This is a genomic window from Chryseobacterium oncorhynchi (assembly GCF_002899895.1).
Taxonomy (GTDB): Bacteria; Bacteroidota; Bacteroidia; order Flavobacteriales; family Weeksellaceae; genus Chryseobacterium; species Chryseobacterium oncorhynchi.
Map to the genome: position 1 here is coordinate 332,608 of NZ_PPEI02000002.1, position 13,155 is coordinate 345,762.

Genomic DNA, 13,155 nt, shown 5'->3' on the forward strand with positions numbered 1-13,155 from the left:
GGTTTTTAATATTCACCCGGTATTTCAGGAGGGGCTGTCCTACCGAGGTTCCCTTTAAATCCGCTGCGGTTCGGGAAAAAACGGCAACGTTCGGTTTTTTGCTCATCCGGTACTGCTGTGCGCATCATCAGTATTGACCCGGTTCATGTTCAGGCTACCGAAACCTGTACGTTTCTATATCAAGAGCTCTTTTTCTCATTTTAAATTTTTGGCAGGCAGGTATTAAAATGTATACCCCACACTTAGCCCAAATATTCTTCCGCTGTATGCACGGAATAAGATTTTATCAATATCCTTATCATATTTATCGGTAGCACCGGGTAAAAGCGCCAAGGACTCTCTGTAGGTTCCTACCGTACTTCCACCGTCTTTCTCATTCAGATAAGAATTATAATTGTTGTAATATTCCTTTACCCTGTTGAATAGATTTCTGACATTCAATTTCAGTTCGAGGTTTCTGTTTCTTAAAAATTTATATGAAATCTGTGCATCTGCCACGGCGTATGGACGTTGTATTTCTTCTCCGCTATAGGCATATCCTACCGTCATATATTGATCCCCTTTTGCATTGTACAAAAAGCTTGCTCCCAGCCTCTCCCCGTCAAACATCAATCCTAGGTTATAGGCATAAGGAGTTTGTCCGTAAAGAGGTCTTCCTACTTCGTAGGTTGCATCTTCATCCTTTGTTTTTTCCCTGTCTTTAAAGGCAATTACCTTAGTATCATTGTAAGTAAAATTTCCGCTTATGAAAAGCTTTGACAGAAAGGAATCCGGTATAATAAAGCCCAAGTTTTTTCTTACCTCTACTTCAAATCCTTTCAACTTGGCGTTCTTTGAATTTCCATTGTACAGATACAAATTTCCCTCACTGGAAATATACCCTTCGCGTTCTATGGGACGATCTATGTCTTTATAATATATTCCTGCAGAAAATATTTCACCTAATCCAGGAAACCACTCAAATTTAAAATCATAGTTATTGACTACAGAAGAAACCATTTGTGTATTGAAAATTTGTCCATTAGCGATCGGATCAAAATAAGGCAACCCCGTTCTTTCATTAAACTGAGGACGGATAACGGTCTTACTGTAAGCCAGCCTCAGATTCATTTTATTGGTAGGGCTGTAAGTAAAGTTGGCCGAGGGCATCCATTGCCATGGTTTATCATCGATACCGGATTTGGAAAAATTTCTGGAATCATTTGGATCTAACTGCTGAGAAACAAGATCATATCTGAAATATTCTGCCCTCAATCCCCAAACCAATCTGAACTTATTTTTCCAACGGTTATCAAACATCACATACGCAGCATGCTGATCAACTTCTCCCTCATACTTTTCGTTTTTATAAAGAGGTCTGGTTTGCCATCCTATTCCTCCCGGTACATAATGAGAACCATTGAACCATTCGGAAAGAGGCCCATACATAATTAAAATATTAGGATTTGAAACCTCCCTGTTTTCATCTACCCGAAGTAAAAATTTCTGTTGTTGGTTGGTATTGAATTTAGAAGCACCGGCATAGCCTACTTTGATATCATTTTTAAAATTCTCCCTCTCAAGGTTCAGCTTAAAAGACGCTCCATAATTATAGTCAGTTTCCTTATTTTCAATATATCCTCTTGCAAAATCACTTGAGGAATTATTAATATTATGATAGCTTAGGATTTCATTACCCATGAAACGGTATAAAGCCTGATGTAAAGTATAATCTTTGGTATCTGAAGTAACTCCTGTTCTGGCTGCAAACCAGTTGATTTCCATATTTCCTGTTTTATGGTTTCCTTCCAATTTATTTTGTAAAAAAGACTGATAAACAGGATAATTCGCATTGTCTGTATAAGGAGCATCTAAAGATTTAATCTGTGATGGGTCATTATTCGGAATAATTCCGTGGTAAAAGTAATTATAGGCAAGCTCTGCATTAGCAGGAAGGGCACTTCCGCTAGAATATTCGTTCCACCCTGTAACCCTCGTTAGTGTATTGTCATAAATATGGGTGTAAGAGTTACGGAATGATATTCTGGTTTTATTGAGCTGTAAACCAAAGTTTAGCATTCCGGCTACCGTTGAATTGTAATTATAAGATGCCCCTGAGTTTTTAAAATTATAAAAAGGTATTTTTCCGTTGGCATCCGGTACGCCGGTAGTATCCATCCAGTTTCCTCTTCCTGTATGGTCTATATCCAGTTTATTCTGTTCGTTTCTGATGATAAAAGCTCCTGCAAAACCCCATTTATTATTGTTTTTAAGAGCATATGTTCTTCCTAAAGCCAGTTGCATATTGGACCCCATATCACCTTTTGTCCCATAAGTTGTAAAATTGTCATTGGTAAACTGTTTAGACTGTTCAAAAAACATCGGATTGTTCCAGTTCATAGGTTCAAGCCCCTTGGGAAAATCTCTTGTTCCGTCATCATACCCGAAATAATCATATTTTCCACGCTTACGGGTAAGAAACTCTTTGAAAGCAGCCTGATCATTGTAAGAAGTTCCCATGCTTACCGTCGTAAAGTTCTCGTTGGGAATATCTTTGGTTCTCACTTCTACATAACCTCCTGCAAAATTGGCATTCATATCAGGTGTTGCAGATTTACTTACTACTACACTTTCCACCATTGCCGTAGGAATAATATCGAATGAAAAATTCTGATTATAGGTCTCTGTACTTGGCAAATTAATTCCGTCCATGGCAGCTGTATTCCAACGTTCTCCCATAGATCGTACTACAACATATTTATTGTCTATGGTCGTAATTCCCGTTACTCTTTTCAATGTGCCTCCCACATCATTATCCGGTGTTTTTGCTATCTGTTCAGCAGAAATTCCGTCACTCATTTGGGCTGCCTTTTTCTGCTGGGCCAGTAATCCTGCCTGTGTATCTGCCTTTCTGGTGGCCGTAACAACCACTTCCTTAATGTCTGTAATTTTATCAGAAGCCCTATTCAGAGCGAATGACACTGCATTTGTTTCCTTATTGAGGATGGATAATTTTTCTACGCGAAGTGTATTATATTTCGCAGCTTTTATCGTTAAATTATAAATTCCTGATGGGAGATCCGTTGAAAAATCACCGTTGTTGTCTGTCACTACAGTTTTTCCCGCAATATTAACTTCTGCTCCTGCAATAGGATTTCCCACCTCATCCACTATTTTCCCGGAAATACGTCCGTTTCCCGGTATAGAAACATTGCTGCCCTCGTATTTTATGGAAATAAGGTCTCCATGTAATCGGAATACTACAGGAAGTCCACTGGTAATGTCTTTCAGACAGCTATTGATTGTAGAATTATCACATTTTACCCCTTTTACCCTTAGCTCTTTAATGTCTACCTTTGAATAGGCCAGCCTCATACCTGTTTTTCCGGCAAAATCCTCCAAAACTTCAATCAAAGGTCGGCTTGCAGGAACAGAAAATGAAACTTTCTGAACCAATTCCTGTGCTTCTGCTGCAACGGTAAAAAATAAGGCTGCTATGGTAAAACCACATTTCAAACTTCTCATACGTTAGTGTTCTCTTTTTAATTAAAGGTTATCTGATTATTTAATTTTTTTTGATGATTTACTTTTTCAACAGGTATGTATTGTCTTTTTTCTGAACCTCAAAGCCCAATATAAAAGCAAGTGATTCAATATTATCTCCGACTGTTCCCCCTGTAAAATCGGCAGTGATCTTTTTATTTTCAATTTCTTTCGGGTAATAAATTTTTGTATTATAGTTCCCTTCCAAAACTGTAATCACTTCTTTTAAAGGCACATCGTTAAAGCTCAAGGATAATAACTCAGAAGTCTGCTTTCCGGAAGTTTTATCCGGTGCAAACGAAATAACAGCAGTGGTATGAGCAATCCCGAAATTGGTCCATTTCTGATTAGGCTTAAGGAACGAAACAGGAACTCCTGCAGAAGATACAGCAACCTTACCTTCATAAAGATCTACCGCTTTTCTCTTCCCGGATTGAGAGATCTTAAATACCGTTCCCAATACCTTGGTACTGAAACCGTCTGCATACACAATAAAAGGATGAGTTTTTGATTTTGCTACAGAAAAAATAGCATCTCCTTTTAAATTAACCACTCTGGTAGAAGCAGGAAATGATTTTGATACAGTAAGCTCTGCACCCGGTAATAAGGTTACCACAGATCCGTCTTCCAAATGAACAATACGCTTCCCTGATTCGGCAAGATAAATATCCGGCTTAATGAATGTATGATAAGTAAAGAGACCTCCCAGCGAAAAAAGCAGAATGATTGCTGCTGCAATTTGGTAGGAAAATCTTTTTAAACCTCCTATAGAAATGGTTGTATCTGACGATGTAAAATAAGGTTCCAAACCGGACAGCACTCTTTCTTTGGATTCTTTCATATGAACAGCATCCAGATCTTGTTCGGCATTGGTCTTCCATTGTGCTAAAAGTTCCTTTTCTTTTTCAGAAATAGCTTCCCCTGAGACTTCACGTGTCCAAAGTCTGAAAACAAAGGCCTCAATATTTTTATAGTTAAAATGTTTCATAAAATATTTCATAGTATTCACAGATACTTCTATCTATAAGACTATGAAAATGAAAAACTTCCCCAGGCAGTTCTTAATATTTTATTCATATTAAAGCCAGATTTGGGATTATTTTCAACTTACTTTACATTTACTCAACATTAACTTCACATTTAAGCCCAGTTTTATATAAATATTTAACCTTACCATAATTAAAGTTCACAAAAAGTTAATTTTCCTTTAGGTAATTTTGCTGCAACCCTATGAACGTAACAGACTCTACCCTATTAAAGAAAATAAAATCAGGCGACCGCCCTGCATTCATGCTGCTGTATGACCGATACTGGGATAGCTTGTATCGCTTTGTCTTTGTGAGAACCAAGGATAAAGAAACTTCTGAGGAACTTCTTCAAAATCTTTGGATGAAGATCCTTGAAAATACAGATACCATACAAACGGATGAGTCTGAAAGTGCAAAAGGATACCTTCTTCGTCACCTTCATTATCGGATTCTGGATTACTATAACAGCTATAAAAAAGCACCGCCTACACTAAGTATTGATGAGTTTGAAACCCCGGAAGAACTGAATATCTCTGATACGGAGTATTTTGAAATTATCGAGGAAAATGAAATTTCTACTTTATTATCTATGATTGATGAAGTAGTCTCACAACTCCCTGCAACAGAACAGCAGGTATATGACATGAGAATTCGGCAGAATATGTCTGTAAATGAAACCGCAGAAGCCTTGGGAATAAGCAATAAAACGGTAAGTAATAAACTAAGTAAGGCCCTCAATGAAGTACGGGAACAGCTAAATCCGGAATACCAATCTTCCAAAAAACTGGTATCTATTCTTATGCTGATGGAGATATTGACAAGATATTAGAAGTCCTATCTATTATAATTTTAATGTAAATCAATTATTGAAAAACAGGCAATAACCCTGCGTTGAAGTTCAATATTTTAAAATCTGCAAGATCAAAATCTATGCTTTCATCATCATTGGTAAAAACAATGGTTCTCATACCCGCTCCTTTCGCTGCCCGAAGCCCGGAATGACTGTCTTCAATAGCAATACAATGTTCCGGAGATACACCAAGCTTTTTTGCTGAGGTAAGATATACTGCAGGATGTGGTTTTCCCAGCTCCTCAAATTCTGACGAATGAACACTGTCAAATAGATCCCGTACCTGAAGCTTTTCAAGAACAGCATCAGCTACCCGTAAAGGCGCATTAGTTGCTAATCCTATCTTATAATTCTTATTTTTAAGGTCTGTAATAAATTGCTGTATACCGGACATGGTACAGTCTTCGGATTGTATCAACTCTATAACCTTAGAGACAACTTCCTGCTCTACAGTAGGTACATCCAGATTTTCCCAGGGGAATTTTCCATGCCAGAACTCCGTAACCTCCTTGGTCGTCATATATTTGGTTTGCGTCGCCAAATCATCCGTAATCTGAACGCCATAGGAAGAAAAAACATCCAACTCAGCCTTGGCCCAAAACCCCTCCGAGTCCACAAGGACCCCATCCATATCAAATATTACCGCTTTTAAAACCATATTCTTTATTAATGAATTGAATGATGAATAATGAACTATTGGCTGATTTTATAAACACAACGCTGTCCTCCGGAAATAATGTGGTCTATCCTTTCTACCGTATAGTCTTTCCCGATAAGGGACTGGAAATTGGAGAGTTCGGCACGACAGAACCCTTGGCATTCAGTTGCAGCAGCGCATATCGGGCAATGGTTTTCAATCAGAAAATATTCTTTGCCCTCTTTTTTCCACTCCGCCATATAGCCTTCCTTGCTTCGGGCTTCTGCAAGAACATCCAGACATTGTTCCAGAGATTTTGTTTTGGAAATAGCCTTTTCATACCGTTCATGAGTATTTTTTTCTCTATCACTGATCAGTAAATCCAATGCATTTTCTCCTAAAAGATTTTTCACAGATTTCAGAAGCTGAACCGTTACCTCAGCATGCGTGTCCGGAAATTGAGCCAATCCCTTTTCTGTAAGGATATAATAAGTAGATGGGCGACCTACTCCCTCACTTTTTATGATGGGTTCAATCAATCCATCTTCCGCAAGATTTAGTAAATGCTTTCTCGCCCCCTCCTTTGTGATGGACAGTTCTTCGGAGATCAGGAGCGCAGTCGCTTCTCCTCTCATCTTTAAAAACATCAGAATACGATCTGCTGCCGGCTTCTTCATTTGACAATATTTAGGTTGTTTTATTTTGCAACAACAAATATAGTCATTTTCTATAATCTTTAAATTTAAACATTAAACCCATCATTTACAAGCAATTAATCACACTATTAAGCAAATCAATAAAACAACCATTAAGTTGTTTTATTGAGATATATTGTTACCTTTGTCTCATAATCATTAAAAAATAAATGCAATGAAACCATTTACACTACCTCAATTATCCTATGCTTATGATGCTATGGAACCATTTATAGATAAAAATACAATGACCATTCATCACCAGCGTCATCATCAGGCATACGTAGATAATCTAAATGCTGCCCTGGAACAAACCAATGAAACCAATCCTGATCTTGACTCATTATTGCAAAGAATAAGTGAATACAGTCCTGCAGTGAGAAATAATGGTGGTGGTCACTATAACCACTCATTATTTTGGGAAATCCTGTCTCCACAACCAAAGCTGAATCCTGAAGGAAAGCTTAATGACGATATTATTTCAAGCTTTGGAAGTCTTGAGAACCTGAAAGCAGAAATGAAGAAAGCTGGATTAGGGCAATTCGGTTCCGGATGGGTTTGGCTGTTTGTAAAATTCAATGGTTCTCTTGCCATAAGCTCCACTCCTAATCAGGATAATCCTATGATGGATGTACTTTCGATGAACAGAGGCTTTCCAATCCTTGGGATAGACGTTTGGGAACATGCTTACTACTTAGCCTACCAGAATAAAAGAGCAGACTATCTGGATTCTTTCTGGTCCGTGTTAGATTGGGCTTCAGTAGAAAAAAAATACGAAGAAGCGCTTTCAAAAATAAGATAATATTGCCAACAATGAACACTCAAACTTTTGTCAATAAAGCAGAGGCTTCCGGTATTATTGCTTTTGACTTTTTAGATTATAAACCCACTACTGAAATCGTAGAATTAGATATCAAGGATCATCTTTTTATGGGAATGATTGTCAAAGAAAAGGAGTTTAAAGAATCAATTGCTGCAGTGGACTATTCTGTATACAACGAAAAAGCAGTAGGGATTATTTGCTCTACTGATGCTATTATTCCGCCATGGGCCTATATGCTGATCATGGAAAAACTATTTCCTTATGCTGCTTATGTAGATTTAAACAGCGCTGAAACAATTCTCCTTGACCTCTGGAAACGCAGGATTACTTATGCAGATCTCAAACACTATAAAAATCAAAAAGTTGTGGTTAGAGCACATACCCATCACGACTCAGCACTTTACTTATTGGCAACCGGACTTCTAAAACCTCTGGTCAAAAGCCTGATGTATGGCGAGATAGGCTTACCAAAAGTAATTTTCAAAAAATAAAACAAAATGAAAGCAATCATATTTAACGGATCATTGGAAAGAAGAGCAGAATCTACTTCAGGGCTTATTTCCAGATATTTATCAGAACGTCTTTCACAATCAGGAGTTCAGTCTGATATTTTCAACCTTGCGGATTCCGGAATTCCTTTATTTGATGTCACTCTTACCAAAACCCCTTTGGCTGTGCAACGCATGACTCAAATGTTTTTGGGTGCTGATCTTCATTTCTGGCTGGCTCCTCTCTATCACGGCAGTATTCCGGGAGTGATGAAAAATTGCCTCGACTGGCTGGAAGTGACTGCGAATGCCGATGAACCTTACCTTACAGACAAAACCGTAGGATTGGTTTGCTGGGCAGATGGCTTACAGGCCCTACATGGAATCAATACAATGGATGTCATTGCCAAATCATTACGGGCATGGCCACTTCCTTTTAGTGTGCCCATTGTAAGGTCTTCCTTATTTGACAATGATAATCCTACACAAATTTCATCTCTTTATTCCGGTAAGTTTGATCAACTTATCAGCATAGCTACTACAAAGAAAATAGAAAAAACTACAATAAAGCAATCATAACATGATAGAAACAGATATACTGATCATTGGTGCCGGCCCTGCAGGGTTATTTACGGTTTTTGAAGCCGGCCTTCTCAAAATGCGTTGTCACATCATAGATGCATTACCTCAAATGGGAGGCCAGTTATCAGAATTATATCCCAAGAAACCCATTTTTGATATTCCGGGATTTCCAAGTGTACTTGCAGGTGAACTGATTGATAATCTTTATGAACAAATCAAACAGTTTGAGCCAGGTTTTACATTCAATGAAACAGCCAAATATCTTCTGAAACTGGAAGAAAATCTTTTCGAAGTAATTACAGATAAAGGTACCGTACACAGAGCTAAGGCAGTTATTATTGCCGGAGGTCTTGGAAGTTTTGAACCTAAAAAACCTCCTATTGAAAATATTTCTTTCTACGAAGACCGTGGTGTTAATTATTTCATTAAACATCCTGAAGATTATGCAGGAAAGCACGTGGTAATTGCCGGTGGTGGTGATTCTGCACTGGATTGGACAATACATTTGGCAGAAATTACCTCTTCCCTTACTTTGATTCATAGAAGAAATGAATTCCGTGGAGCGTTGGATTCTGTAGAAAAAGTGAAAAAATTAAAACATGAGGGAAAAATCAATCTGGTAACCCCTGCGGAAGTTATTGGATTGAAAGGAGATCATTCATTAAAGGAAATTATTATTGAGAAGGAAGGGATCATTCAAACTATAGAAACAGACTATTTCATCCCATTATTTGGATTGGTTCCTAAGCTGGGACCAATAGCAGATTGGGGGCTGGAACTTGAAAAAAATGCCATTAAGGTAGATAACAGCAAAGATTTCCAAACTAATATTTCAGGAGTTTATGCCGTGGGTGATGTCAATACCTACCCCTATAAAATGAAGCTGATCTTATGTGGATTCCATGAAGCGGCCATTGCCTGTCAAAGTATTTATCAACGTCTTAATCCCAATAAAAAGTTTGTCCTGAAATATACTACAGTAAGTGGTGTTGAAGGTTTTGACGGAACAAAAAAACAAGCAGAGAAGCAAGTAGTAGCAACGATTGACTAATAGCAATGAAAGATGAAATTACAATCACCGTGACAGATCAAACGGGTATTCAACATACCTTGATGTGTCCGCTGGAGATGGGACTTACTTTAAAAGATATCTGTAAAGCTTATGAACTTCCTATGGAGGCCATGTGCAACGGAATGGCTATGTGCGCTACCTGCCATTGCTACATTCTCAGTGAAGCCGCTTCATTGCCTGAAAAAAAAGATATTGAAGAAGCACTTCTCTCGGAACTGTTCACTTCTAATGCAACCAGCAGATTAGCCTGCCAAATTTATCTGACAGCACAAATGGATGGTCTTTCTGTGGAAATTGCAGCAGATTAACAGATTCAAAATACAAGTTTGCACAGTTTATGATGTATTAAATTGTTGAAACTGTTTTAATTAAGTTTAGTAGGGATTTCCAAAACAGTTCAATGTTAAAGAAGTCCCTTTTTTTAAATACTTTAAAAATAAAGAACATGGCTATAAAAATAACTGATGCCTGTATCAACTGTGGGGCCTGCGAACCTGAATGTCCTAATTCAGCCATTTATGAAGGGGCAATCGACTGGCGTTGGCAAGACAAGACAAAGCTTTCCGGAAATGTGACATTTCCTGATGGTACAGAGATAGATGCCAGTGCCTTTAATGAGGCTGTTTCTGATGAAGTCTACTATATTGTATCCGGAAAATGTACTGAATGTAAAGGCTTTCATGAGGAGCCACAGTGCAAAGCCGTATGTCCTGTAGATTGTTGCGTTGATGATCCTGATCATCGGGAAACGGAAGAAGTTTTACTGAGCCGACAGAGGTTTTTGCATACCTAATTTTCAAGCATTATCTCTTGAATTATAAAATTAAATGCCATGGTTTTAAACACTAATAAAATCTATAAGCTCTCTATGGCTTGTAAGAGTTTTTACTTTATACATCCTATAATTTTAATAACAAATAAAGGCGGGTTAAAACCCGCCTTTATTTGTTATTAAAATTTCTTCGTTTGGCTTTAAAACCCAAACTTATTTCCCTTTTATTTCATTGTATATTTTTTGCGTAAAAGGAGTATCAATATGAAGTTCTGTACCATATTTTAAGATCGCTCCGGCAAATAATTCCAGTTCATTGTCTTTCTTTCCGGAATGAATATCCAGCTGTAAGGACGTGGGTGTTTCAAAAGGAAATGTTGAGGCTTTTTCAAAGGTTTTCTCAATAATATCTTCTTGTAAATGGATTTCTTTTTGATCCGCAATCAGTTTTATTTCTTTCATTATTTCTGTTGCTTCATGCTTCTGTTGTTCATCTGTGCATACCGTTCCAATGGATGAGTTATGCTTTGCAGTTACTAATCCGAAGCTTGCAATGAAGAAAAACTTAGTCCAAATATCGGCTAATGAATTGTCTTTAAAATCAAAATCAATTTTACTTTCCTGAAGCAGATTTGTTACCCATTCCACATCGGCGGAGAAATGTTGAGGATCTCTTCCTACAATCATCTTTCCTGCCTTTCCTTTATGCTCTACGGTTCCTCTTTCCTTAATATGAGAAGCTACATAAATGCAGGTTGGCAAAATAATATGGTCAGGAATTACTTTTCGAATTCTGTCATAAATATCTGCTCCGTTCATCATCGGAAGTAAAATAGTATCTTTATGAATGACCTCTGAGAGTTGTTTACAAACATTTTCCAGATCATATTCTTTAACACAAATCAGTACCAAATCAGGATTTTGAATGTCACTAATATTTTCTACAATCGTATTAGGATGTGTGCGATTATTGGGATGCTCGGGGGAAAGCAAAACCAGTCCGTTTTCTTTTACTTTAGCATAAGTTTCTCCTCTGGCAACAAAGGAAACTGTATATTTTTCGGAAGCTTCATTAACCTGATTAATTTTGAAACCAAAATATCCGCCTACACCTCCTAATCCAACAACGACAATATGTTTTTTATTCATGAAATTATTTTTAACAAAGATGAATGACAAAGATTAAAATATCACTTGACAAATGAAAAGAAATTACATTTTATTAATATCTCTCCTGATTCTACTCAAAGAACTGTCTTTAATTCCCAGATAGGATGCAATAACCTTTAGAGGAACATGCTGAAAAATATCAGGATCTTTCTTCATGAGATTAAAATATCTTGTAGAAGCTTTCTGGCTCGCCATTTCAATCAGTCGATCATGGATGATATGATAATTTAATACGAAAAGAAGCCTGCTAAATTCTCTGAATTCAGGGATATTATGAAAATTATGCTGTACATTTTCCAAGCCTGTTTCCCAGAAAGTACAGTCTGTAACAGTCTGATAAATTTCTTTGGTAGGCTGCTGTCTGAAAAACGATAGAAAATCATTGACAAAGCAAGGTGCAGCATAAATATTGGTGGTAATTTCCTCATTATCTTCATTCAAAAGATAAGAGCGAACATATCCTTTTTCCAAAAAATAGGTCTTTGTGCTGATGGTATTCTGATCAAGTAAAACCGCATTAGCCTTTAATTCAAAATGATTGAAAGTTTCTGTAATTTTTTCAACCACTTCATCTTTGATGCTGAATAAGGAATGAAAATAATTATTAATTGATGACTTATCCATTACATACTACGCTAATTTCAACGCTTTTGTCGCCATAAAAGTCGGCAGATACTTATCTATTAAAAACCTTGGATGTGGCTGCATCTCTTCTTCAAAATCTGCAATAACAAAACCTGCTTTTAATTGTCCGCCAATAAGATCCGAAAGTGTGTGTCCAAAAACCAGTGCTTCCTGATTCTCCATCTTTCTGGCAATCTGTTCTTGTTTCAGGTCTTTTATATCAGCGTAGGGTAAGGTATATTTCGGACGAATAATTCCGTTTGCCATATCTTCAGGATTACGATCTGCAACAAAAACAACCGGATTGAAAAAGCTGGCCAGTAAAGTTCCTCCCTTTTTCAATACTCTGTAAGCTTCTGTCCAAACTGGGTTCACATCTTCTACATAATGGTTGGATATAGGATGGAATACGATGTCAAATGATTCATCCTCAAATAGACTAAGGTCTCTCATATCTCCCTGAACAGTTTTCAAGGATAATCCGTCACGTTGTGCAACACATTCATCCTGTCTTAATTGTTCTTCTGAGAGATCAAAAACAACTACAGAAGCGCCTGCAGCAGCTAATACTGGCGCCTGCTGTCCTCCTGCGGATGCCAGACATAGTATCTTTTTTCCTTTTACATCTCCCAACCATGCTTTATTCAATGGTTTGGGCGTAAGATGAACGTCCCATTTTCCTTCTTTAGCAGCTTTAATCAATTCTGTACTTACGGGTTTTGACCATTCGTTCTGTTGTAATGCCTGTTTATTCCATGCAGACTCATTATGGTGTAAAAAGTCTATTTTCTCTGCTTGCATATTACTATTTCTTTTTCATTGGGCATTATAAAACATTTTACAATGCGTACATGATTCAAATATAGGTACTTTACCCTGATTAATACTGGAT

The 13,155-nt window shown here is 37.4% G+C and carries 14 protein-coding genes; 7 read left to right on the top strand and 7 right to left on the bottom strand.

Annotated elements, in window-relative coordinates:
- Positions 1-222: 222 nt before the first annotated feature.
- Together C1638_RS07155 and C1638_RS07160 are read right to left on the bottom strand one after the other, a co-directional pair.
- Positions 223-3,504 carry a TonB-dependent receptor gene (locus tag C1638_RS07155; RefSeq protein ID WP_109619562.1) on the bottom strand — a complete coding sequence of 1,094 codons (3,282 nt, stop codon included), beginning with the start codon at positions 3,502-3,504 and terminating at the stop codon, positions 223-225.
- 58 nt (positions 3,505-3,562) lie between these two features.
- Positions 3,563-4,510, bottom strand: a complete 948-nt coding sequence (locus C1638_RS07160; protein ID WP_228428077.1) for a FecR family protein — start codon at positions 4,508-4,510, stop codon at positions 3,563-3,565.
- Positions 4,511-4,752: 242 nt separating this feature from the next.
- On the opposite strand from C1638_RS07160, the gene C1638_RS07165 reads away from it, so the two are divergent.
- On the top strand, positions 4,753-5,379 hold the full coding sequence (locus tag C1638_RS07165; protein ID WP_106916060.1) for an RNA polymerase sigma factor: 627 nt from the start codon (positions 4,753-4,755) through the stop codon (positions 5,377-5,379).
- A 34-nt stretch (positions 5,380-5,413) separates the two neighbouring features.
- Here the strand turns inward: C1638_RS07165 and hxpB are convergent, their stop codons facing one another.
- Both hxpB and C1638_RS07175 read right to left on the bottom strand, forming a co-directional pair.
- Positions 5,414-6,058 carry a hexitol phosphatase HxpB gene (gene hxpB / locus C1638_RS07170; RefSeq protein WP_109619567.1) on the bottom strand — a complete coding sequence of 215 codons (645 nt, stop codon included), beginning with the start codon at positions 6,056-6,058 and terminating at the stop codon, positions 5,414-5,416.
- 35 nt (positions 6,059-6,093) lie between these two features.
- Entirely contained in the window at positions 6,094-6,714 is a 621-nt protein-coding gene (locus C1638_RS07175) for a helix-turn-helix transcriptional regulator (protein ID WP_109619569.1), read from the bottom strand.
- Between the two features lie 193 nt (positions 6,715-6,907).
- On the opposite strand from C1638_RS07175, the gene C1638_RS07180 reads away from it, so the two are divergent.
- From C1638_RS07180 to C1638_RS07205, 6 genes are all read left to right on the top strand, one after another.
- Positions 6,908-7,534 (top strand): superoxide dismutase, encoded by a 627-nt coding sequence (locus C1638_RS07180; RefSeq protein WP_109619571.1) that lies wholly within the window; start codon positions 6,908-6,910, stop codon positions 7,532-7,534.
- An 11-nt stretch (positions 7,535-7,545) separates the two neighbouring features.
- A complete protein-coding gene (locus C1638_RS07185) occupies positions 7,546-8,046 on the top strand; it encodes a DUF2480 family protein (protein ID WP_109619573.1) in 501 nt (166 codons plus the stop codon).
- A 6-nt stretch (positions 8,047-8,052) separates the two neighbouring features.
- Positions 8,053-8,622 (top strand): NADPH-dependent FMN reductase, encoded by a 570-nt coding sequence (locus tag C1638_RS07190; protein WP_109619574.1) that lies wholly within the window; start codon positions 8,053-8,055, stop codon positions 8,620-8,622.
- Position 8,623: 1 nt separating this feature from the next.
- Positions 8,624-9,676: an NAD(P)/FAD-dependent oxidoreductase gene (locus tag C1638_RS07195; RefSeq protein WP_109619576.1), complete on the top strand. Its 1,053-nt coding sequence runs from the start codon at positions 8,624-8,626 to the stop codon at positions 9,674-9,676.
- 29 nt (positions 9,677-9,705) lie between these two features.
- Positions 9,706-10,005, top strand: a complete 300-nt coding sequence (locus C1638_RS07200) for a 2Fe-2S iron-sulfur cluster-binding protein (protein WP_228428079.1) — start codon at positions 9,706-9,708, stop codon at positions 10,003-10,005.
- A gap of 137 nt (positions 10,006-10,142) precedes the next feature.
- The gene (locus C1638_RS07205) at positions 10,143-10,490 is read left to right on the top strand and encodes a 4Fe-4S dicluster domain-containing protein (RefSeq protein ID WP_109620605.1); all 348 of its coding nucleotides are present in this window, start codon (positions 10,143-10,145) and stop codon (positions 10,488-10,490) included.
- Positions 10,491-10,682: 192 nt separating this feature from the next.
- Here the strand turns inward: C1638_RS07205 and C1638_RS07210 are convergent, their stop codons facing one another.
- From C1638_RS07210 to C1638_RS07220, 3 genes are all read right to left on the bottom strand, one after another.
- Positions 10,683-11,618 carry a ketopantoate reductase family protein gene (locus C1638_RS07210; protein ID WP_109619580.1) on the bottom strand — a complete coding sequence of 312 codons (936 nt, stop codon included), beginning with the start codon at positions 11,616-11,618 and terminating at the stop codon, positions 10,683-10,685.
- 63 nt (positions 11,619-11,681) lie between these two features.
- Positions 11,682-12,263: a Crp/Fnr family transcriptional regulator gene (locus C1638_RS07215; protein WP_109619582.1), complete on the bottom strand. Its 582-nt coding sequence runs from the start codon at positions 12,261-12,263 to the stop codon at positions 11,682-11,684.
- 6 nt (positions 12,264-12,269) lie between these two features.
- Positions 12,270-13,064 carry a class I SAM-dependent methyltransferase gene (locus C1638_RS07220; protein ID WP_109619584.1) on the bottom strand — a complete coding sequence of 265 codons (795 nt, stop codon included), beginning with the start codon at positions 13,062-13,064 and terminating at the stop codon, positions 12,270-12,272.
- Positions 13,065-13,155: the final 91 nt, after the last annotated feature.

Excerpts from the sequence above, each read along its gene's own strand:
- C1638_RS07185 (WP_109619573.1), top strand. The coding sequence starts at position 7,546 with ATGAACACTCAAACTTTTGTCAATAAAGCAGAGGCTTCCGGTATTATT.
- C1638_RS07210 (WP_109619580.1), bottom strand. The coding sequence starts at position 11,618 with ATGAATAAAAAACATATTGTCGTTGTTGGATTAGGAGGTGTAGGCGGA.
- C1638_RS07155 (WP_109619562.1), bottom strand. The coding sequence starts at position 3,504 with ATGAGAAGTTTGAAATGTGGTTTTACCATAGCAGCCTTATTTTTTACC.
- C1638_RS07190 (WP_109619574.1), top strand. The coding sequence starts at position 8,053 with ATGAAAGCAATCATATTTAACGGATCATTGGAAAGAAGAGCAGAATCT.
- C1638_RS07175 (WP_109619569.1), bottom strand. The coding sequence starts at position 6,714 with ATGAAGAAGCCGGCAGCAGATCGTATTCTGATGTTTTTAAAGATGAGA.
- C1638_RS07220 (WP_109619584.1), bottom strand. The coding sequence starts at position 13,064 with ATGCAAGCAGAGAAAATAGACTTTTTACACCATAATGAGTCTGCATGG.
- C1638_RS07205 (WP_109620605.1), top strand. The coding sequence starts at position 10,143 with ATGGCTATAAAAATAACTGATGCCTGTATCAACTGTGGGGCCTGCGAA.
- C1638_RS07180 (WP_109619571.1), top strand. The coding sequence starts at position 6,908 with ATGAAACCATTTACACTACCTCAATTATCCTATGCTTATGATGCTATG.
- C1638_RS07165 (WP_106916060.1), top strand. The coding sequence starts at position 4,753 with ATGAACGTAACAGACTCTACCCTATTAAAGAAAATAAAATCAGGCGAC.
- C1638_RS07215 (WP_109619582.1), bottom strand. The coding sequence starts at position 12,263 with ATGGATAAGTCATCAATTAATAATTATTTTCATTCCTTATTCAGCATC.
- C1638_RS07160 (WP_228428077.1), bottom strand. The coding sequence starts at position 4,510 with ATGAAACATTTTAACTATAAAAATATTGAGGCCTTTGTTTTCAGACTT.
- hxpB (WP_109619567.1), bottom strand. The coding sequence starts at position 6,058 with ATGGTTTTAAAAGCGGTAATATTTGATATGGATGGGGTCCTTGTGGAC.
- C1638_RS07195 (WP_109619576.1), top strand. The coding sequence starts at position 8,624 with ATGATAGAAACAGATATACTGATCATTGGTGCCGGCCCTGCAGGGTTA.